The 18577-nt window shown below is 65.8% G+C and carries 18 protein-coding genes; 6 read left to right on the top strand and 12 right to left on the bottom strand.

The annotated features are described in order from the left end of the window. Positions 1–85: 85 nt before the first annotated feature. A complete protein-coding gene (locus EN857_RS09000; RefSeq protein ID WP_128272474.1) occupies positions 86–1063 on the bottom strand; it encodes an AraC family transcriptional regulator in 978 nt (325 codons plus the stop codon). A gap of 172 nt (positions 1064–1235) precedes the next feature. Here EN857_RS09000 and EN857_RS08995 point away from each other — a divergent pair, with 172 nt between their 5' ends. Beyond that, entirely contained in the window at positions 1236–2450 is a 1215-nt protein-coding gene (locus EN857_RS08995; protein WP_127393344.1) for an MFS transporter, read from the top strand. A gap of 20 nt (positions 2451–2470) precedes the next feature. Here the strand turns inward: EN857_RS08995 and EN857_RS08990 are convergent, their stop codons facing one another. After that, positions 2471–3061, bottom strand: coding sequence for a helix-turn-helix domain-containing protein (locus EN857_RS08990; RefSeq protein ID WP_187331321.1), 591 nt, complete (start codon positions 3059–3061; stop codon positions 2471–2473). 93 nt (positions 3062–3154) lie between these two features. Between EN857_RS08990 and EN857_RS08985 the strand changes: the two genes are divergently transcribed. Continuing rightward, on the top strand, positions 3155–4063 hold the full coding sequence (locus EN857_RS08985; protein ID WP_127287323.1) for an SDR family oxidoreductase: 909 nt from the start codon (positions 3155–3157) through the stop codon (positions 4061–4063). 7 nt (positions 4064–4070) lie between these two features. On the opposite strand, the gene EN857_RS08980 is transcribed toward EN857_RS08985, so the two are convergent. Then, a complete protein-coding gene (locus EN857_RS08980; protein WP_127393343.1) occupies positions 4071–4418 on the bottom strand; it encodes a GFA family protein in 348 nt (115 codons plus the stop codon). A 140-nt stretch (positions 4419–4558) separates the two neighbouring features. Between EN857_RS08980 and EN857_RS08975 the strand changes: the two genes are divergently transcribed. Next, on the top strand, positions 4559–5854 hold the full coding sequence (locus tag EN857_RS08975; RefSeq protein ID WP_127393342.1) for an amidase: 1296 nt from the start codon (positions 4559–4561) through the stop codon (positions 5852–5854). A 16-nt stretch (positions 5855–5870) separates the two neighbouring features. Here EN857_RS08975 and EN857_RS08970 read toward each other — a convergent pair whose 3' ends face one another. The 5 genes from EN857_RS08970 to EN857_RS08950 all read right to left on the bottom strand — a co-directional run bounded on the left by EN857_RS08970 (position 5871) and on the right by EN857_RS08950 (position 10185). After that, complete coding sequence (locus EN857_RS08970) at positions 5871–6254, bottom strand: hypothetical protein (RefSeq protein WP_127284125.1); 384 nt, start codon at positions 6252–6254, stop codon at positions 5871–5873. Positions 6255–6307: 53 nt separating this feature from the next. Beyond that, a complete protein-coding gene (locus EN857_RS08965) occupies positions 6308–7288 on the bottom strand; it encodes a hydroxyacid dehydrogenase (RefSeq protein WP_128346804.1) in 981 nt (326 codons plus the stop codon). 64 nt (positions 7289–7352) lie between these two features. Next, entirely contained in the window at positions 7353–8069 is a 717-nt protein-coding gene (locus EN857_RS08960; protein ID WP_127392125.1) for a FadR/GntR family transcriptional regulator, read from the bottom strand. A gap of 2 nt (positions 8070–8071) precedes the next feature. Beyond that, entirely contained in the window at positions 8072–9241 is a 1170-nt protein-coding gene (locus EN857_RS08955; protein WP_127392124.1) for a mandelate racemase/muconate lactonizing enzyme family protein, read from the bottom strand. A 56-nt stretch (positions 9242–9297) separates the two neighbouring features. After that, positions 9298–10185 carry a sugar phosphate isomerase/epimerase gene (locus EN857_RS08950; protein ID WP_127392123.1) on the bottom strand — a complete coding sequence of 296 codons (888 nt, stop codon included), beginning with the start codon at positions 10183–10185 and terminating at the stop codon, positions 9298–9300. Positions 10186–10585: 400 nt separating this feature from the next. On the opposite strand from EN857_RS08950, the gene EN857_RS08945 reads away from it, so the two are divergent. From EN857_RS08945 to EN857_RS08935, 3 genes are all read left to right on the top strand, one after another. Continuing rightward, a complete protein-coding gene (locus EN857_RS08945; protein ID WP_127284120.1) occupies positions 10586–11641 on the top strand; it encodes a sugar phosphate isomerase/epimerase in 1056 nt (351 codons plus the stop codon). A gap of 151 nt (positions 11642–11792) precedes the next feature. Further along, positions 11793–12980 (top strand): Gfo/Idh/MocA family oxidoreductase, encoded by a 1188-nt coding sequence (locus EN857_RS08940; RefSeq protein WP_127392122.1) that lies wholly within the window; start codon positions 11793–11795, stop codon positions 12978–12980. A gap of 165 nt (positions 12981–13145) precedes the next feature. Next, positions 13146–13997 (top strand): sugar phosphate isomerase/epimerase, encoded by an 852-nt coding sequence (locus EN857_RS08935; protein WP_127392121.1) that lies wholly within the window; start codon positions 13146–13148, stop codon positions 13995–13997. Between the two features lie 229 nt (positions 13998–14226). Here EN857_RS08935 and phnE (EN857_RS08930) read toward each other — a convergent pair whose 3' ends face one another. The 4 genes from phnE (EN857_RS08930) to phnC all read right to left on the bottom strand — a co-directional run bounded on the left by phnE (EN857_RS08930) (position 14227) and on the right by phnC (position 18532). Next, on the bottom strand, positions 14227–15591 hold the full coding sequence (gene phnE / locus EN857_RS08930) for a phosphonate ABC transporter, permease protein PhnE (protein WP_127392120.1): 1365 nt from the start codon (positions 15589–15591) through the stop codon (positions 14227–14229). 1 nt (position 15592) lies between these two features. Then, positions 15593–16546, bottom strand: coding sequence for a phosphonate ABC transporter, permease protein PhnE (phnE, locus tag EN857_RS08925; RefSeq protein ID WP_127284116.1), 954 nt, complete (start codon positions 16544–16546; stop codon positions 15593–15595). A gap of 57 nt (positions 16547–16603) precedes the next feature. After that, positions 16604–17512 carry a phosphonate ABC transporter substrate-binding protein gene (gene phnD / locus EN857_RS08920; protein ID WP_135858321.1) on the bottom strand — a complete coding sequence of 303 codons (909 nt, stop codon included), beginning with the start codon at positions 17510–17512 and terminating at the stop codon, positions 16604–16606. A gap of 162 nt (positions 17513–17674) precedes the next feature. Then, the gene (gene phnC, locus EN857_RS08915) at positions 17675–18532 is read right to left on the bottom strand and encodes a phosphonate ABC transporter ATP-binding protein (RefSeq protein ID WP_127284114.1); all 858 of its coding nucleotides are present in this window, start codon (positions 18530–18532) and stop codon (positions 17675–17677) included. Positions 18533–18577 lie beyond the last annotated feature (45 nt).

Raw genomic sequence — 18577 nt, 5'->3', positions numbered from 1 at the left:
AGCTTAAGCCGCCCCCGCCGGCAGGGAATGACGCTGCGTCCAAAACACTTGGCAATTCCTCCAGGCGACAGGAGCCGACCCGCGTTCAGGCGACCGGGCTGTCGTCGCCGTCGCCGGTGTTGCGCAGATGGCTCGGCGCCACGCCCATGACGCGCTTGAAGGCGCGGCTGAAGGACGCCTCGGAATCATAGCCCAGCCTGCTCGCGGCCACCGAAACCCGCATGCCGTCGCGGGCCAGCCATTGCCGCGCCTGGTGCATGCGAACGCTGAGCACATATTTGGCCGGCGTCTCGCCGACCACGGTGGCGAAGCGCTGGGCGAAGGCGGAACGCGAGGCTCCCATCATCCGCGCCAGCGACTCGACCGTCCAGTCGCGGTCCGGGTTCAGGTGGATGGCGGCAAGCACCTTGCCGACATCGGGATTGCGGACGGCGGCGATCCAGCCGGTGGCGTCGCCGCAGCCGTTCTCCACCCACGAGCGGATGATGGTGGCGGCCAGCACATCGGCGAGGCGCGCCAGGATGCCGCCGGAACCGACCCGGTCCATCGTCACCTCGCCGGCCATCGCATCGAGCAGGTGCTGGATGCCCGGCGCGTTCGCCATCAGCTTATGCGCCTGCATCAGGTCCGGCATCATGTCGAGCAGCGGATGCGAGCCGTCGAGGTTGAAATGCATGCTGCCGCAGAACAGCAGGGTCTTGCAGCCATCGCAGCCATTGGAGACGTCGTAGATGTTCTCGCAAACCGGCTCGATGCTGTAGCGGCCGATCGGCACAGCAGGCACGCCCGGCGCGCTGGCCAGAACGTGCTCGTCGCCGCGCGGGATCAATAGCGCGTCGCCGACCGACAGCTCGATCCATTCCTTCGCCGGCGAGAACAGCCAGCATCCCTGCTGGCCGATGAAGTGGAAGCGCGCCGCCTTCTGCGCGGGAAAGGACACCGCCCAGGGTTCCCCCAGCACGCAGCGGCCATAGTCGACGCCATCGAGGCGCAGTCCGCGCAGCATGTCGGTCAAGGGATCGCCGGAAGCCGGCAGTGCGGTTTTGGACGAATTGTAATTCATTTCGGCGTTTCTAGCATGGAAACTCCATCTGGTCACTTCCTATGTTGCATTGCAGCCAAATGTTGCGCCGCAAACAAATCGGACTGACGGAGCGCGCCCGCGAAGCATGTAGCGGGTGGAGGCCGAGCCGGTCATTTCCTAAGTGGCGCGCAAACAGATCGGAGATCTTGCCATGACCGAACCCGCCACGGGCGTCATCGACGCCGCTGTTCTGGACAGCCCCGACTCTCAAGAACGATCTGAGCCTGCCTGGGGCGCGGTGGTGTCGCTGGCGCTGGGCGTGTTCGGCCTGGTGACGGCGGAATTCCTGCCGGCCAGCCTGCTGACGCGGCTGGCGCAGGACCTCGGCGTCAGCGAGGGCGCTGCCGGGCAAGCGGTGACGGCGACGGCGGTGGTCGGCGCGATCGCGGCGCCGACCATGGCCATCGTCACCAAGCGGCTGGACCGCCGGCTGGTGATGTGGATGCTGACGGTTCTGCTCATCGTCTCCAATCTGCTCGCAGCCTTTGCTTCCTCGCTGACCATGCTGCTTCTGGCCCGGGTGGTTCTCGGCGTCGCGCTCGGCGGCTTCTGGTCGATGTCGGCGGCGATGGCGCTCAGGCTCGTGCCGATGCGGCTGATGCCGCGCGCCATGTCGATCATCCTCACCGGCGTTTCGGTCGCCACCGTCACCGCCGCGCCGGTCGGCGCCTATGTCGGCGACGTCTGGGGCTGGCGCACCGCCTTCATGATCGCGGCCGTCGTCGGCGCACTGGCGCTCTTGGTGCAGCTTGCCACCATCCCGCGGCTGCCGCCGGCCGGCGTGGCCAGCGTGCGCACCTTGCTGGAGGTCTTGAAGCGGCCGATGATCAGGGCGGCGCTGCTGGTCGTGCTGCTGGTCGCCTCGGGTCACTTTGCCGGCTTCACCTATGTGCGCCCGTATCTGGAAGTGGTTCCGGTGCTGCCGATCGAGACGATCTCGCTGGTGCTGCTCGGCTATGGCATCGGCGGCTTCTTCGGCAACTTCGCCGGCGGCTTCATGGCCGAGCGCAACCTGAAGGCCGCGGTCGCCCTGGCGCCGCTGCTGATTGCCCTGTCGGCGCTGGTGCTGCTGACGCTTGGCGCATCGCCGGTGACGGCGGCGATCGCCGTCGCCGCCTGGGGCTTCGCCTTCGGCGCGGTGCCGGTCGGGCTGCAGACCTGGCTGGTGCGCGCGGCGCCAGACGAGGCCGAAAGCGCCGGCGGGCTGATGGTCGCCACGTTCCAGGTGGCGATCGCGCTCGGCGCCGTCTTCGGCGGCCTGCTGGTCGACCATGCCGGCGGCGCCAGCGCCTTCGCCTATTGCGGCATCGCAACGCTGCTGGCGGCCCTGGCGGCGGTGCTAATGGGGCCGAAGCGCGCGGGCTAGCCGGCCCCCGCGCGATCATCCTACATCGGCCCGGCAGCCGTCCGGGCCGATGTCGCCGTGATCGCCGCCACGAAGCGCTTCAGGCTGTGCTCGACATAGGCGGTCAGCTCCATTTCGGGATCGAAGCTCCACCACAGCAGCGAGCCCTGCCAGTGCGACGCCATCAGCAGGCCGATGTCCTGGGGCATGCCCGGCATACCTGCGAAACAGTCGACGAGCACCTTGCTCAGCGCCGCTTTCCAGGCGCCGCCGCGCGCCCGCAGCACGGGATCGCGCAGGTCCTCGCGCAGCACCAGCAAACCTTCGGCATAGGATTCGATGTCGCCATAGCCGCTGGATAGACCACCCAACAACTGGATCGCCCCGGCCGGGGTCCTCGGCGTCGAGGCGGACAGCGCTTTGGTTTTCCGGTCGAGCCCATCCCAGGCATAAAGCAGCGTGCGTTGCTTCAGCTGCGCCTTGCTCCCGAAGCGCTGCACCAGCGTCGACCCCGATAGGCCGCATGCCCGCGCCAGCCGCTCGAAGGTCAGCGCCTCCGGGCCTTCGGCGTGCATCAGCCGGTAGGCGACCTCCAGCACCTGCTCGTCGGGCTGCGTTTTCGGCCGGGTCATCTTGACATCCATTTATAAACGAATGATCATTTATAAACGAGGAGCGTGGCAAGCGCCAGCCCTCGTTGTGGTGTTTTGGTTCGGGAGGTTGCGATGATGCTTGAAGGAAAGGTCGCCCTTGTCGCCGGCGCCACGCGCGGTGCCGGCCGTGGCATCGCGGTCGAGCTCGGCGCCGCCGGCGCCACCGTCTATGTCACCGGGCGCACGACGCGGACGCAGCAGTCGCCCTATGGCCGTCCGGAGACGATCGAGGAAACGGCTGAGCTGGTCACGGCGCAAGGCGGCAAGGGCATTGCCGTCCAGGTCGATCATCTGATTGCCGACGATGTGCGCGCACTGGTCGAGCGTATCCGTGCCGAGCAGGGCCGTCTCGATGTCCTGGTCAACGACCTGTGGGGCGGCGAAAGGCTGTTCGAATGGAACAAGCCGGTCTGGGACCATGATCTCGAGAACGGCTTGCGCCTGCTGCGCCTCGCCATCGACACGCATCTGATCACCGCGCACCACGCGCTGCCGCTGATGATCGAGCGGCCGGGCGGGCTGCATGTCGAAGTCACCGACGGCACGGCCGAATACAATGCCGACCACTACCGGCTGTCGCCGTTCTACGACCTCGCCAAGGTGGCGGCGACGCGCATGGCATGGGCGCACGCCAAGGACCTCGCGCCACATGGCGCCACGTCGGTCTCGCTGACGCCCGGCTGGCTGCGTTCCGAAATGATGCTGGAGGCCTTCGGCGTCAGCGAGGCGAACTGGCGCGACGCGACCGCCAAGGTACCGCATTTCGTCATTTCCGAGACGCCGCGCTTCGTCGGCCGCGCCATCGCGGCGCTGGCCGCGGATCCGGAGCGGTCGCGCTGGAACGGGCAGTCGCTGTCCAGCGGCGGGCTGGCGCAGGTCTATGGCTTCACCGATCTCGATGGTTCGCGCCCGGATGCCTGGCGCTATGTCCCGGAGGTCCAGGATGCCGGCAAGCCGGCCGATGCGACCGGGTATCGCTAGAATTGCGCTAGGCCGAGCGACCGTCGAAGTCGAAGATCTGGACCGCGGCAAGGTCGATGCCGTCGAGGCAATTGATGTTGACATAGGCGCTGCGTTCGCTGCCGTCGCCGACGTCCTCGGCGAAGGGATGGATGCCGCAGGAGCGGCAGAAGCGATGGGCGATGGCGCCCTTGCCAAAGGTGTAGCGGCCGAGGTCGTCGCCCCAGGCGAGCAGCCGCAGGTTCCGATGCGGCACCGCCCAGAGCAATGCAGCCTTGCGGGCGCAGATCGAGCAGTTGCAGCGCACGACCCCGCCGATCTCGCCCTCGACCTCGTACGCCACCTTGCCGCAGTGGCAGCCGCCTTTGTAGAGCATCGTTGCTTCTCTCCCTTCGGCCCGGCAGTGCAAATATGCCTGATCCAACTTGTTGGAGCATGATCTTTCCGAAAACCGGTTCCCGCTTTTCGGGATCATGCTCTAAAGACGTTGCAGCCTTGCGGAGTCCGACACCGAACATGCACCCAGTCCGCGATCATCTCGAAATTCTGCTGTCGCGTCTGGCGGCCCGCGCGAGCAACGAGAGCGTGTTCGTGCGGCTCTACCCGGAAGCAGCGCGAGCCGCCGCCGACGCCAGTGATGCGCGGCGTAAGGCCGGCGTGACGCTCGGGCCGCTCGATGGCACGATCGTCTCGATCAAGGATCTGTTCGACGTCGCCGGCGAGCCGACCACGGCCGGCTCGCTGATGCTCAGGACAGCGGCCCCCGCCTTGCGCGATGCCGCGATCGTCGGCCGGCTGCGCCAAGCCGGCGCGGTCATCCTCGGCAAGACCAACATGACCGAATTCGCCTTCACCGCGATCGGCGACAACCAGCACTACGGCACGCCCGGCAATGCTACCGACGCCAGCCTGATACCGGGCGGCTCGTCATCGGGCGCCGGGGTGTCGGTGGGTGAAGGAACCTGCGACGTCGCCATCGGCTCCGACACCGGCGGCTCGGTCCGCATCCCGGCATCGCTGAATGGCGTGGTCGGTTTCAAGCCCACGGCGCGGCGCATACCATTGGCCGGTGCCTATCCACTATCCGCGACGCTGGATTCGATCGGGCCACTGGCGCTGAGTGTCGCCGCATGCGCCGTCGCCGACGCCGCGATGGCCGGCGAGGAGATGCCGCCCCTGCACCTGCCGTTGCCGCTTGCCGGTCTTCGTGTCGGGATCCCGCGCGGTGTTCTTTTCGACGACACCGAAAGCGAGGTGGCGACCGCGTTCGATCGATGCCTGGGCAAGGTCGAGCAGGCCGGCGCGCGGATCGCGGACCTGTCGGTCGAGGACCTGCTTGCCGACATGCGCGCGGCGACCAGGCGCGCCACGATCGCGTCGATGGAGGGCGCCGAGGTCCATGCCGACTGGCTGGCGACGGGCGCATCCGTGCCGGTCGATCCGCATGTCAGCGGGCCGTTATCGCGCGCCCTGGCTATCCCCGCATCGGTCTATATCCGGACACTACGCCGCCGCGCGGCGCTGGCCGCCGCGATGGACGAGCGCCTGGCCAGCGTCGACGTGCTGGGCCTGCCGACGACGCCGGTGACCGCGCCGACCATCGCTTCGATGGCAAGCGACGTGGCGTTGCGTGACCGGATCGAAGGCCTGCTGCTGCGCAACACCCAGGTCGCCAACCAGTTCGATCTCTGCGCGATCTCGCTGCCGATGCCTGGAACGGCACGCCCGGCCGGGCTGATGCTGGTGGCGCGCAACGGCCAAGACCGGCATCTGCTGCGCATCGCGGCAGAAGTGGAGCGGCTGCTCGGTTGATGACCGGCGCGCCGTGTCAGCGCGACGAACAGTGCCGGCGCTCGCTTGGCCTCGCGGTCCGTTCGATGCCGGTCGCGACCAGCGTCCGCACGATCTGCCGCTTGCCGTTGAAGGTCTGGGTCCTGGTCTCGATCGAGCCGGCAATCACGATCGTGCCGGCGTAGAGCTTGTCCTGGAGATCGAGCGCCTTGTCTTCCTGCGGCAGGCCGTCGATGTCAATCACGACGCCCCTGATGATCTCGCCGGTGGCGAGCTCGAGCGCACTGTTGGAAGGGCAGGGCGCCGCGATGCAGCGCAGGCCGTTGTCGCAGAACACATAGCCGTCCTGCCCGTCAGCCAAGGCCTGTACGGCCGTGGCGCAGAGGCTCGCGGCTAGAAGGGAAAGGCGGGCGATGAACATGGCGGCAATGTCCCCGTCGAATCCGTGAAAATTGAGGCGCCGCCGGTGACGAGCTACAGGTCGACCGGGAAGCGCCGCCGGTAGTGAGCGGTCACTTCCGGGTTGCGCAGATTGACAGGCAATTTGTTGGCGAGCACCTGCAGCGCTTCGCCGGCGGCGCCGACGCCCATGCGCATCATCGATTCCTCGGTGATCCCCGCCATGTGCGGGGTGACGATGACATTGTCGAAGCCGAAATAGGGATGGTTCGGCGGCAGCGGCTGCGTTGCAAAGACATCGAGCGCGGCACCGCCGATGCTGCCCTTGCGCAAGGCCTCGATCAGCGCGTCGTCGTCGACCACGGGCCCGCGCGAGACATTGATCAGCAGCGCGTTGGGCTTCATGCGCGAAATGCGCTCGCGGCTGATCAGGCCGCGTGTCTCCGGTGTCAGCGGGCAGCAAAGCACGACGATGTCGCTCTGCTCGACCAGGGCGTCGATCGATAGGAAGCCGACCTTGTCGGGCGCCGGGCGCATGCTGCGCGTCGTCGCCACCACATTGAGGTCGAAGCCGTGGGCGGCGATATGGCCGACCGCCTGGCCGACCGCGCCGAGGCCGACAATGCCGATGGTCTTGCCGGCGAGCTCGGTGTTGGCGTTGGCGTGGTCGCGGCCGGCGAGCCAACCCTTGGCGCGCAGGTCGCGGTCGACCATGCGAAAACGCCGAAGCAAGGCCAGCGTCACGAACATCACGTGCTCGGCGACCGAGCGCGCATTGACCGCCGGCACGTTCGCCACAAGCACGCCGGCCGCGGTCGCCGCCTCGACCGGGATCATGTCCAGCCCGGCGCCATGCCGGATCGCGGCGCGCAGCTTCGCGGCGCCATCGAAAAGCTCTGCCGGCAGCGGCGCACGGACGATGACGATATCGGCATCCTTCGCTTCGGCGGCAAGCGTCCTGCCATCGAGGGCGGAAGCGACGACCAGCCTGCCCGCCCCGGCCAGCATGGCGGAGGCGCGCGGATGCAGCGGATGCGTCGACAGGATTCTGGGCATGTGGCTCCCGTTTGTTTGCCGCATTTCCGCGACGCCAGGCGATGCCGCCTGGCTGCAAAATGCTCTAGGCCTTTTCGAGCGCCGGGCTCGTCGGCTCCGTCCCGTGGCCCTCGATCAGGCCTTTCCAATAGCTTTCGGCGCCCTGCAGATGGGCGTTCATCAGCGCCTGAGCGAGGTTGCCGTCGCGGCGCAGCAGCGCCTCGTAGATCTGGATGTGCTCGGCATGCGAGCGCACGCTGCGTTCGGGGTCGTTGAAATAGATCGGCAGGCGCTGCTCGCCCATCAGGTAGTAGACGCTGCAGATGTTGTGGAAGATGCCGTTCTTGGTGGCGCGCACGATCTCGAGGTGGAACTCGCGGTCTTCCTTGGCCAGGCCCTCGCCGGCGGCGATGCGCTCCTCCGAGGCTTTCAGGATCTCGCGCAGCCGCTCGAAATTCTCCTCGGTGGCGCGCGAGCAGGCAAGCTCGGCGGCCTTGATCTCGTGGATCTTGCGCAGCTCGACCGTTTCGTAGATCTGGATCGGATCGAGCGGCAGGCCGGCGCGGGCGAACAGAGCCAAGGCTTCGACGCTCGCCTGCTTGGTGTCGACATAGATGCCGGATTTGGCGCGGCGCTCGACGATGCGCATGGCCTCGAGAATGGCCAGCGCCTCGCGGATCTGGCCGCGGCTGACCGAGAAATGCTCGGCCAGTTCACGCTCCGACGGCGTGCGGCCCGTCTCCTTGTCCGAGCTGGAGAACAGAAAGGCGGCGAGTTCCGCGAGAAGGTTCTTTTCTTTCATCGTCAGCAGCGTTGCGCGTGCGCCTCCAGGAACCGTTCCGAAATTGTGAATCCCAATCCGGGCTTTTCAGGGATCGCTATCATACCGTCCTTCGCTTCGACAGTCTCTTCGACAAGATCGTGGATCATGGGGTTGGCGCCGAGCGAATATTCGACGGTGAAGCTCGCCGGCGACGCCGCGCAGACATGCAGACCGGCAAAGAAGCAGGGCGCGCCGGCCCACAGATGCGGCGCAAAACGCAGGTTGAAGGCGCTGGCGATGGTGCCGATCTTCATCGCCTCGCTGATGCCGCCGCAGAATGCGGGGTCCGGCTGGAAAATGTCGGCCGACTTCAGAACGGCGAGATCGCGGAAGGCGTAGCGGGTCGCCTCGCTCTCGCCGGTAGCGATCGGGATGGTGGACGAGGCTCGGACTTCGGCCAAGCCCGGCTTGTCGTCGGCGATCACCGGCTCCTCGAACCAGGCGAGGTCGAGGTCGCCGGCGAGCTGGATGAAGCGCTTTGCCTCGGCCACCGTATAGGTGCCATGCGCGTCGACCATCAGCTCGACCTCGGGGCCAAGCGCCTCCCTTGCCGCGCGGACGCGGGCGGCGGAAGTATGCGGGGCGCCATCCATGGCGCCGATGCGCATCTTCAGCGCCTTGAAGCCGCCCTTGGCGATGTAGGATTGGAGCTGCTCGCCGATGGTCTCGGCCGGCGCCCAGCCGCCGGAAGCGTAGGCCTGCATGCGCTCGACCTTGCGGCCGCCGAGCAGTCGCCAGACAGGCTGGCCAAGCGACTTGCCGAGGATGTCCCAGAGCGCGATGTCGACGGCGCTGATGGCGGCAACGCTCATGCCGCGCCGCGCCAGCTGCGGCATGGCGTGTCCGGCATGGGCCGCGGTGTGGTGGCGCACGCCGTTGTAGAGCATTTCCCAGATGACGCCGATGTCGGCCGGGTCGCGGCCGACGAGCTGCGGCCCGACCTCGTGGTTCAGCATATGGACCAGTGCGCCATAGCTGCCGGCGCTGCCGGCGGCGTTCTTACCCTCGCCCCAGCCGACCAGGCCGTCATCGGTTTCGACGCGCAGGATGGCGGCGTCGAACGTCGTCACCTGACCGAAATCGCTGCGGTGCTGCTTCGCCGCTGCGATCGGTATGCGAACCCACCAGGCTTGGACCGTCTTGATGCGCATGGCCATCCCCGGCCCCGCCGCCCGTTCGGGCGGAAGGGCGTCTTCCTTTCGACCGGCTATTTGATCAGCGGCAGCAGCGTTTCGGCGGTGATGCGCATCTGGTCGGTGTAGAACTTCTCCGTCAGCACGCTGGAGCCGTGATCCTGGATGAACTTCAGCTGCTCGGGCGAGATGTCGACCGGATGGCGCTCGACCATGTCGGGATAGGGCGCGGCCGGCGTGCGGTCGACGGGGGCCACGAACTCGTTGGTCAGCGCGCCGTCGTAGCCGATCTCCTTCAGCGTGCGCACGATCCGCGGCCAGTCGATCTGGCCGAGGCCGGCGGCGAAGCGGTTGTTGTCGGCGACGTGGAAGTCGAACAGGCGTTTGCCAACCTGGCGGATGGCGTCATAGACGTTAAATTCCTCCATGTGGATGTGATAGGCGTCGAGGCAGACGCCGCATTCCGGGCTGACCGCGTCGGCAAGCGCGAGCGCCTGCGCGCCGCGGTTGAATAGATAGGTCTCGAAGCGGTTGAGCGGCTCGACCGCGACCTTGACGCCGACTTTCTTGGCGTGCGCGAAGCACTCGCGGGTGGCGTCGACCACCCAGCCCCATTCCTCCGCCTCGGTGCCGTCGGGCACCACCTTGCCGACGGTGGCGGGAACCAGCGTGATGATCTCGCCCTCGAGCTCGCTCACCATGGTCAGCACGTCCTTGACGTATCGCACCGAGCGCTCGCGCTGGCCCTGGTCCTTGGCGGCGAGGTTGCGTTCGCCCAGCATCAGCGTCACCGAGCCCCAGCAGCGGATGCCGTGCTCCTTCAAGAGCGCGCGCGTCTCCTTGGTCTTGTACTGCTCGGGCTCGCCGGAAATCTCGATCGACTCATAGCCGAATTTCTTGATGCGCTTCAGCGTCACCTCCAGCGGCTCCGCCCGCATCCAGTTGTGCGTCGAAAGATGCATGGTCTATCCTTCCCAGAATTCGCCTGTCACGTTCTCCCGCGGCGCTCTCCCGCGGAGCCCGCCGCCAGTTTCCTCCCCAAGGCGTTCCAGCATTTTTTGGCAAACTGGTTCGACCAATTGGGCCTTTTTGATGGTCTACAGCAATTTCGGATGGACGGCAAGAAGTCGACCAACGCCGCCCGTTTACGAAGTTACCATATTGAATAATATGTAATTTTCCCACCGCGACGGATTACCGGCGGCGCCGTTTTGCCATGCTCGGCCGCTTGACCAAACAACATTATTTGGTAATACCAGAATTGCGGCGTGTTCAAATCGCCGACATGAAAGACCAAAGAGACTGGCCCCGTCCGCAATCGGCGCTATGCTCGGTCGCGATGAAAAAAGAGGGAGGATGCCGATGCCGTCGACGATGAAGGGTCCCGGTCTGTTTCTGGCGCAGTTCGCGGGCGATGCCGCGCCGTTCAATTCGTTGCCGTCGATCACCAAATGGGCCGCCGGTCTGGGCTACAAGGGCGTGCAGATCCCGACCTGGGACGCACGGCTGTTCGACCTGGAAAAGGCGGCGACCTCCAAGGCCTATTGCGACGAGGTGAAAGGCATCTGCGCCGATGCCGGCGTCGAGATCACCGAACTGTCGACGCATCTGCAAGGGCAACTGGTGGCGGTGCATCCGGCCTATGACGCGCAGTTCGACGGCTTCGCGCCTGCTTCGGTGCACAACAATCCGAAGGCCAGGCAACAATGGGCGGTGGAGCAGATGAAGTTCGGTGCCAAGGCGTCGAAGAACCTGGGGCTGAAGGCCTCGGTCTCATTCTCCGGAGCGCTGGCCTTCCCCTACCTCTACCCATGGCCGCAGCGCCCGGCCGGGCTGATCGAGGAGGCTTTCGCCGAACTCGGCAAACGCTGGAAGCCGATCCTCGACGTCTATGACGAGAACGGCGTCGATATCGGTTACGAGATCCATCCGGGCGAGGACGTGTTCGACGGCGCCACCTTCGAGATGTTCCTCGACGCGGTGGGCGGCCACAAGCGCTGCAACATCAACTACGACCCGTCGCACTTCCTCTTGCAGCAGCTCGACTATCTCGAATTCATCGACATTTACCACGAGCGCATTAAGGCGTTTCACGCCAAGGACGCGGAGTTCAATCCGACGGGGCGGCAAGGCGTCTATTCCGGCTATCAGGGCTGGACCAACCGGGCCGGGCGGTTCCGTTCGCTCGGCGACGGGCAGGTCGATTTCGGCGGCATCTTTTCCAAGCTCACCCAGTACGGCTACGATTCCTGGGCGGTGCTGGAATGGGAATGCTGCCTGAAGCATCCGGAGGATGGCGCCGCCGAAGGCGCGCCCTTCATCCAGCATCACATCATCCGGGTGACGGAGAAGGCGTTCGACGACTTCGCCGGTGGCGCGACCGACAAGAAGGCGCTGCGCGCGATGATGGGAATCTAATACCGCTTTTCCCTCCCCTCGAGGGGAGGGTGGCCCAAAGGGCCGGGCGGGGTCGGCTCATGCCGAGCTTCACGCTCGGCAACCCCACCCGATCCGCTGCCCGGATCGACCTCCCCTCGGGGGGAGGCAAGCACCAACGAGGGAGACAGGAATGGTCGGCGCATCGAAGTCGGAAACGGGAGGCGGCCCGATCCGCTATGGCATGGTCGGCGGCGGGCAAGGCGCCTTCATCGGCGCGGTGCACCGGATCGCGGCCAGGCTGGACAACGACTTCGTCCTGGTGGCCGGCGCGCTGTCTGCCAACCCGGAACGCGCAAAGGCATCGGCCGCCGAGCTCGGGCTCGATCCGGCGCGCAGCTACGGCTCCTACGCCGAAATGGCCAAGGCCGAGGCGAAGCGGCCCGACGGCATCGAGGCGGTGGCGATCGTCACCCCCAACAACGTGCATGTGCCGGCGGCCAAGGCGTTTCTCGAGGCCGGCATCCACGTCATCTGCGACAAGCCGCTGGCGACCACGCTGGCCGAGGCGAAGAAGCTTGCCGCCCTGGTCGAGAAGACCGGCAAGGTGTTCGTGCTCACCCACAACTACACCGCCTATCCGATGATCAGGCAGGCGCGCGAGATGGTGGCCAAGGGCCAGCTCGGCGACATCCGCATCGTGCAGTCGGAATATCCGCAGGACTGGCTGACCGAGGATCTCGCCGCCACCGGCCAGAAGCAGGCTGCGTGGCGCTCCGACCCGAAGCAGGCCGGCGCCGGCGGCGCGCTCGGCGACATCGGCACCCATGCCTACAACCTGGCGCGCTTCGTCTCCGGGCTGGAGCTCGATACGCTGTCGGCCGATCTCGACGCCTTCGTGCCGGGGCGGCAGCTCGACGACAACGTCAACGTCATGCTGCGCTTCAAGCCGGTCGGCAAGACGCATCCGGCCAAGGGCATGATCTGGGCAAGCCAGGTGGCGCCCGGCCATGAGAACGGGCTGAAACTGCGCATCTACGGGTCGAAGGGCGGGCTGGAATGGGTGCAGGCCGATCCGAACTATCTGTGGTATACGCCGTTCGGCCAGCCGAAGCAGCTGCTGACCCGCGCCGGCGCCGGCGCGCTGCCGTCCGCCGGGCGTGTCACCCGTGTTCCCTCGGGCCATCCGGAGGGCTATCTCGAAGGCTTCGCCAACATCTACCAGGAAGCGGCCCGCGCCATCCGCGCGGCGCGCAGGAAGGGCGGCAAGCCGGCAAAGGATGTCGTCTTCCCGACGATTGCCGACGGCGTCGAAGGCATGGCCTTCATCGAGGCCTGCGTGAAGTCGTCGAAGAAGAATGGGGCGTGGACGAAGCTCTAGGGGTGTCGATATTCAGGTGAGGCCGGTCTGCGAACGGCGGCTTCCTGCGCTTCCGGTGCTCGCGTACTTAAGTGCGCTCCGCTCCGGTTCTCGGAAGCCACCGTTCTCGACTCGGCCTGACCTGAATCTCATCCCCCCTTGATCGAAGGTGATGGGGAGGGGTCGATGAAAATCGGCATGTGCATGTTCCTATGGACGACCAGCGTCTCGAAGAAGCATGAGGCGCTGCTGAGAGACATCAAGTCGACCGGCTTCGACGGCGTCGAGATCCCGGTGTTTTCCGGCGCGCCCGACGACTACAAGAAACTTGGCGACCTGCTCGATCGCATCGGCCTGGAGCGCACCGCGGTCTCGGCAATGGGCGATCCGGCGATGAACCTGATCTCGACGGACGCCGCGACGCGCAAGGCCGGCATCGACTACATGAAATGGGCGATCGACTGCAGCGCCGCCCTTGGCGCCGACAGGCTGAGCGGGCCGCTTCATTCGACGCTCGGCGCCTTTTCCGGCAGCGGGCCGACGGCCGCAGAGAAGAAGCGCTCCGTCGCTTCCCAGCGCGCCATCGGCGACCATGCCGGCAAGACGGGGGTGACCATCGGGTTAGAGGCGCTCAACCGCTTCGAATGCTATCTGTTCAACACGATGGACGATCTGTCCGAGCATATCGACGCGATCGACCGGCCGCACATCAAGGCGATGTACGACACGTTCCACGCCAACATCGAGGAGGCCGATCCGATCGGCGCCTATACGCGCAATCGCCGGAAGGTCGTCCACATCCACATTTCAGAGAATGATCGCGGCGTGCCGGGCCGGGGCAATATTCCCTGGAAGGAGACGTTCTCGGCCATCCGCAAGAGCGGTTACGACGACTGGCTGACCATCGAATCCTTCGGGCGTTCGCTGAAGGACCTGGCTGCGGCGACCAAGGTTTGGCGGGATTTTGCCGAGACGCCGGAGGCTGTGTATCGGGAGGGGTACCAGCATATCAGGGATGGGTGGAAGAAGGCGGCTTAGAATGGCCGTCCGACGAGCGCCGCGATCCTTCGCGCCCCCCTCTGTCCTGCCGGACATCTCCCCCACAAGGGGGGAGATTGGCGGCTGCGGCGCTTAGCTCAATTCGGCAACGTAGGAGATTGGCGAAAGCCGTGGTCGTGGCTGATCTCCCCCCAAGTGGGGGAGATGCCCGGTAGGGCAGAGGGGGGCGCTGTCCCGTCGACCTCTCGCAAGATTCTGCTAGCGAGGACTAACCCCGCTCAGCCTGCAGCCTATTATAATCATGCAGCGTGCGGCTGAGCCGGCGACGCAGGAAGTTCGAGATGTTGTCGAAGACGAAGACGACGGCCAGCGTCAGCAGCACCATGTAGAAGACGTTGGCCCAGTTGGAATTGGTGCGCATCGCTTCCCAGAGCTTCAGGCCGATGCCGCCGGCGCCGACGGCGCCGATGATGGTGGCGCCTCTGGTGTTGGATTCCCACTGGTAGAGCGTCTGGCTGATGAAGACCGGCAGCACTTCCGGCAGCACGCCGTAGCGCTGCACCAGCAAGCCATTGGCGCCGGTCGACTGCACGCCTTCGCGCGGCTTGTCGTCGATGTTCTCCAGCGCCTCGGAATAGGTTTTGCCGAGCGTGCCGATCTCGGTGAAGAAGATCGCGGCACTTCCCGCCAACGGGCCGGGTCCGAAGGCGCGGGTGAAGAACAGCGCCCAGATCAGCATGTCGACCGAGCGCATGAAATCGAAGAAGCGTTCCAAGACCTGGCTGAGCAGCCCGCTCGGCGTGATGTTGCGGGCGGCGAAGAAGGCGAGCGGGAAGGCGACGATGCCGCCGAGCAGCGTGCCGAGGAAGGCCATGACGATGGTCTGCAGCAGTTTCGTCCAGACATCGCCATGCTGCCATTGGGCGTTGTTCCAGATGTTGTCGGCGGCAAGCGCGATGTTCGATGTTCCGGGCTTGAGCTCCGGGCCGGAAACCAGCAGCGAAGCCACTTCGCCGGCCGGCTTGCCGAAGAAGGGCGAGCGCGTGTCGAAGACGAAATTCGCCCAGCCGAGGAAGCGCTTGCGCACCTTGACGCGGTCGACGGTGACGCGCACCTCGCCGACGAAGCCCATCCTGGCGACAATTTCGTCGTCATGCGCGGTGATCCAGTCGGGCACCGGGCCCGAGATCACCGGCTTGCCGCCGGTCAGCGACACGGGCACCGTCTGGCCGTTGGCGACAATCACGGCTTTGGTCTTGTCGAAGGTGACGGATTTGGCCGGTCCGTCGATCAGCACGGTGAAGGTGCCGTCCGGGTTCCTGATCACCCAGTCAGGATTGGGGTTCTCGCCAAGCGCTGAGAAGCGCGGATATTTCGGCGTGATCTCCGGCTGGTCGAGGCGAAACTCCGGCTGCAGGTCGTAGCTGATCCATTGCGCCAGAAAGAGCGGCAGGCGCTCCCAGTGCGACTCGCGCAGCACCTGCGGCATGCTGAAGAACCACAGGGCGTAAGCGAGATACAGGACAGTTCCAGCGACCAGGAACAGCGGGCCGAAACGCTGGTAAAGCGGCCGGCGGAAGACGTGCGGGTAGCGCGCCTCGATCGACAGAATGTCGTCGGCGGTTATGGCCATATCAGGCGCTCATCAGGAAGGCCTGCTCGCCGACGAGCTTGCGGCGCAGCCAGGCGGAGAACTGGTCGACGATGAAGATGGTGGTGAACAAGAGCAGCACTAGCGCCAGCGTTTTGGCGCCGAAGCCGCGCGAGATGGAGAGCTTCAGCTCCTCGCCGATGCCGCCGCCGCCGACCGCGCCCATGATCGTCGAGATGCGCACGTTGATCTCGATCCTGAGCAGCGTGTAGGACATGAAATTGGGCAGCACCTGCGGCAGGGCGGCGAAGCGGATGCGCTCGAACCAGTTGGCGCCGACCGCCCGCAAGCCCTCCTCGGCGCGCATGTCGATGTTCTCGTTGATCTCGTAGAACAGCTTGCCCAGCGCGCCGATCGAATGCAGGCCGATGGCGATGATGGCGGCGACCGGGCCGATCGAGACGATGGCCGCGAACAGGCCGGCAATGACGATCTCGGGGAAGGCGCGCAGCAGTTCCATGAAGCGCTTGACGACGAGCCTGAGCGCCGGGCTCGGCGTCAGGTTGCGCGCGGCGATGAAGGAGAAGGGCACGGCGAAGACGAAGCCGACGAAGGTCGAGACCAGCGCCACGTTGACCGTGGTCAGCATCAGCTCGAAATATTCGGGGATGTAGAATCCGCCCCAGACAGGGACGCGGCCGAGCGGGAAGTTGAATTCCTGGGTGCCGGTGTCATGCGGCGAGGCGACGTCGAACAGGGCGCGCCAGACGTCGTTCCAGTCCTTGGGAATCAGCCAGCTCAGGAAGTCCAGTATGTGCGGCAGCCGGTCGAGGAAATGGCCGGCATTGGCCTCGTCGGCGAACCACATGGTCGCGCACATGGCGACAAAAAGCAGGCCGACACCGAGGCCGGTGTAAAGCCGGCGCAAGGACGTCTGGCGCCGCCAGGCATCGGCCGCCAGGCGCGTCGCGTCAGAGTGGATTGTCGCTGAGGTCATGATCGGGAGATGCAAAAGGGGCGGCGTTTTTTGGCGCCGCCCCTTTTCCTGATGCCGTCAGCCGCCGATGGCGGCTTTGCGGGCTTCGACGATGACGTTGTAGAAGTCCGGCTTGACCGGAACGTAGCCGGTGAAGTCGCCGCCCTCGACGCCCTCGAAGCAGGGCTTGTCCTTCGTCGGCAGCGCGGTGAAGAACGCGGTCAGCTTGGCCTTCATGTCGTCGCCGAGCGCGGTGCGCACGACCAGCGGGCCGTTCGGGATCAGGCCGGAGCGCCAGACCTCGACGAAGTCGTTCGGGTCGACGGCGCACTTGGCGACTTCCTTGTGGAAGGTGCCGGAGGTGTAGCCGTTCTTGAAATCGCCGATGCCGGAGGAATCGTCCACCGCGACGTCGACCTTGCCGTCGCGGACGGCGAGAACGTTGTTCTCGTGGCCGCCATTGAACTGGGTCGAGGCGAAGAAGGCTTCGTTCGACTGGCCGGTGTCCTTAGGGATCTGGGTCAGCGGGATCAGGTAGCCGGAGGTCGAGTCCGGATCGGCATAGCCGAGCTTCTTGCCCTTGGCCGACTTGATGTCGGTGATCCCCGACGACTTCAACGCCAGGCCGATCGAATAATAGCCGGTGGCGCCGTCGGTCTGCTGGGTGGTGAGGATCGGGGTGACCGCCTTCGGGTCCTTGATGTAGACGCTGGCATAGCCGGAAGCGCCGAGCTCGGCGAAGTCGAGCGTGCCGCCGAGCAGGCCCTGGATGACGCCGTCATAGTCGGCGGCCGGGAACAGCGAGACCTTCTCGAAGCCGAATTCGGCCTTCAAATGGTCGGCCAGGCACTGGTAGTTGCGCAGCCGGTCCGTCTCGTTCTCGCCACCGAGGATGCCGACGCGGAATTCCTTGACGTCGGCGGCATGAGCGGCGCTCGTCGCGATGGCGAGCAGTGATACGGCGCCAAAAACCATCTTCCTAAACATTTGGATCTCTCTCCTGTTGTTCCGGCCTCGCGCCGGCGACGTTCGAATTTTGACAGCTGCCTTTGACGCGGGCGGGCGATCCGGGTTGCTCGTTTGCTTGGCCATGATCCTTGCCGAACCGGTTGCCGCTCTTCGTCAGCGTGGACGGTTCGAAAGCATCGACTAGTAGCCGGGGAATGCGGGCTCGAGCGGTCCGGCGGATGCGGTGATCTTCGGCTTGAAGGTGACGCTGGTCGACGTGATGGCCTCGGAGATATCGGCGCCATTCGCATCCGCGCCATAGACGAGGCGCACGGCGTCGCGGTCGAGGTCCTCGGGCGCGCCATCGAACACGACCTTGCCGGCGGCCATCCCGATGATGCGGTTGCAATAGGCCCGCGCCGTGTCCAGCGTGTGCAGATTGGTGATGACGGTGATGCCTTCGCGTAGGTTGATGTCCTGCAGCGAGTCCATCACCACCTTGGCGTTGAGCGGGTCGAGCGAGGCGATCGGCTCGTCGGCGAGCAGCACCCTCGGCTGTTGCATCATGGCGCGCGCGATCGCCACGCGCTGCTGCTGGCCGCCGGACAGCGTGCCAGCCGGCTGCAGCGCGGTGCGGGCGATGTCGAGGCGTTCAAGCGCCGCAACCGCCTCGGCGCATTCGGTGCGCGAGAAAATGCCGAACAGATTGGACAGCGTCGAGCGGTGGTTTAGCCGGCCAAGCAGCACGTTGGTCAGCACGTCGAGGCGCGGCACCAGGTTGAACTGCTGGAAGATCATGGCGCAGTCGCGCTGCCAGCGCCTAAGCGGCGAGCCCTGCAGCGCCGAGACTTCGGCGCCGTCAAAAAAAATCGACCCCTGGCTGGGGTCGATGAGACGGTTGATCATGCGCAGAAGCGTCGACTTGCCGGCGCCGGAACGGCCGATGATGCCGACCATCTGGCCCTGCGGGATCGACAGGTCGACGGCGCTGACGGCGGTGTTCTTGCCGAATCGTCGGCTGACACCGCGGATTTCGAGCGTGGCAGAGGCTGCTGACATGGGGCTAGGCTCCAGTCCAGTCGGTTACAGGGTCTGTTAACCTTG

It is taken from the genome of Mesorhizobium sp. M4B.F.Ca.ET.214.01.1.1 (assembly GCF_004791545.1).
GTDB lineage: Bacteria > Pseudomonadota > Alphaproteobacteria > Rhizobiales > Rhizobiaceae > Mesorhizobium > Mesorhizobium abyssinicae.
Note: the sequence above shows the minus strand (reverse complement) of the source record. Positions and strands in the feature narration are given on the sequence as shown.

Excerpts from the sequence above, each read along its gene's own strand:
- EN857_RS09000 (WP_128272474.1), bottom strand. The coding sequence starts at position 1,063 with ATGAATTACAATTCGTCCAAAACCGCACTGCCGGCTTCCGGCGATCCC.
- EN857_RS08970 (WP_127284125.1), bottom strand. The coding sequence starts at position 6,254 with ATGTTCATCGCCCGCCTTTCCCTTCTAGCCGCGAGCCTCTGCGCCACG.
- EN857_RS08955 (WP_127392124.1), bottom strand. The coding sequence starts at position 9,241 with ATGCGCATCAAGACGGTCCAAGCCTGGTGGGTTCGCATACCGATCGCA.
- EN857_RS08980 (WP_127393343.1), bottom strand. The coding sequence starts at position 4,418 with ATGCTCTACAAAGGCGGCTGCCACTGCGGCAAGGTGGCGTACGAGGTC.
- EN857_RS08990 (WP_187331321.1), bottom strand. The coding sequence starts at position 3,061 with ATGACCCGGCCGAAAACGCAGCCCGACGAGCAGGTGCTGGAGGTCGCC.
- phnC (WP_127284114.1), bottom strand. The coding sequence starts at position 18,532 with ATGTCAGCAGCCTCTGCCACGCTCGAAATCCGCGGTGTCAGCCGACGA.
- EN857_RS08960 (WP_127392125.1), bottom strand. The coding sequence starts at position 8,069 with ATGAAAGAAAAGAACCTTCTCGCGGAACTCGCCGCCTTTCTGTTCTCC.
- phnE (WP_127284116.1), bottom strand. The coding sequence starts at position 16,546 with ATGACCTCAGCGACAATCCACTCTGACGCGACGCGCCTGGCGGCCGAT.
- EN857_RS08995 (WP_127393344.1), top strand. The coding sequence starts at position 1,236 with ATGACCGAACCCGCCACGGGCGTCATCGACGCCGCTGTTCTGGACAGC.
- EN857_RS08985 (WP_127287323.1), top strand. The coding sequence starts at position 3,155 with ATGATGCTTGAAGGAAAGGTCGCCCTTGTCGCCGGCGCCACGCGCGGT.
- EN857_RS08975 (WP_127393342.1), top strand. The coding sequence starts at position 4,559 with ATGCACCCAGTCCGCGATCATCTCGAAATTCTGCTGTCGCGTCTGGCG.
- EN857_RS08950 (WP_127392123.1), bottom strand. The coding sequence starts at position 10,185 with ATGCATCTTTCGACGCACAACTGGATGCGGGCGGAGCCGCTGGAGGTG.
- EN857_RS08945 (WP_127284120.1), top strand. The coding sequence starts at position 10,586 with ATGCCGTCGACGATGAAGGGTCCCGGTCTGTTTCTGGCGCAGTTCGCG.
- phnD (WP_135858321.1), bottom strand. The coding sequence starts at position 17,512 with ATGTTTAGGAAGATGGTTTTTGGCGCCGTATCACTGCTCGCCATCGCG.
- EN857_RS08940 (WP_127392122.1), top strand. The coding sequence starts at position 11,793 with ATGGTCGGCGCATCGAAGTCGGAAACGGGAGGCGGCCCGATCCGCTAT.
- EN857_RS08965 (WP_128346804.1), bottom strand. The coding sequence starts at position 7,288 with ATGCCCAGAATCCTGTCGACGCATCCGCTGCATCCGCGCGCCTCCGCC.
- EN857_RS08935 (WP_127392121.1), top strand. The coding sequence starts at position 13,146 with ATGAAAATCGGCATGTGCATGTTCCTATGGACGACCAGCGTCTCGAAG.
- phnE (WP_127392120.1), bottom strand. The coding sequence starts at position 15,591 with ATGGCCATAACCGCCGACGACATTCTGTCGATCGAGGCGCGCTACCCG.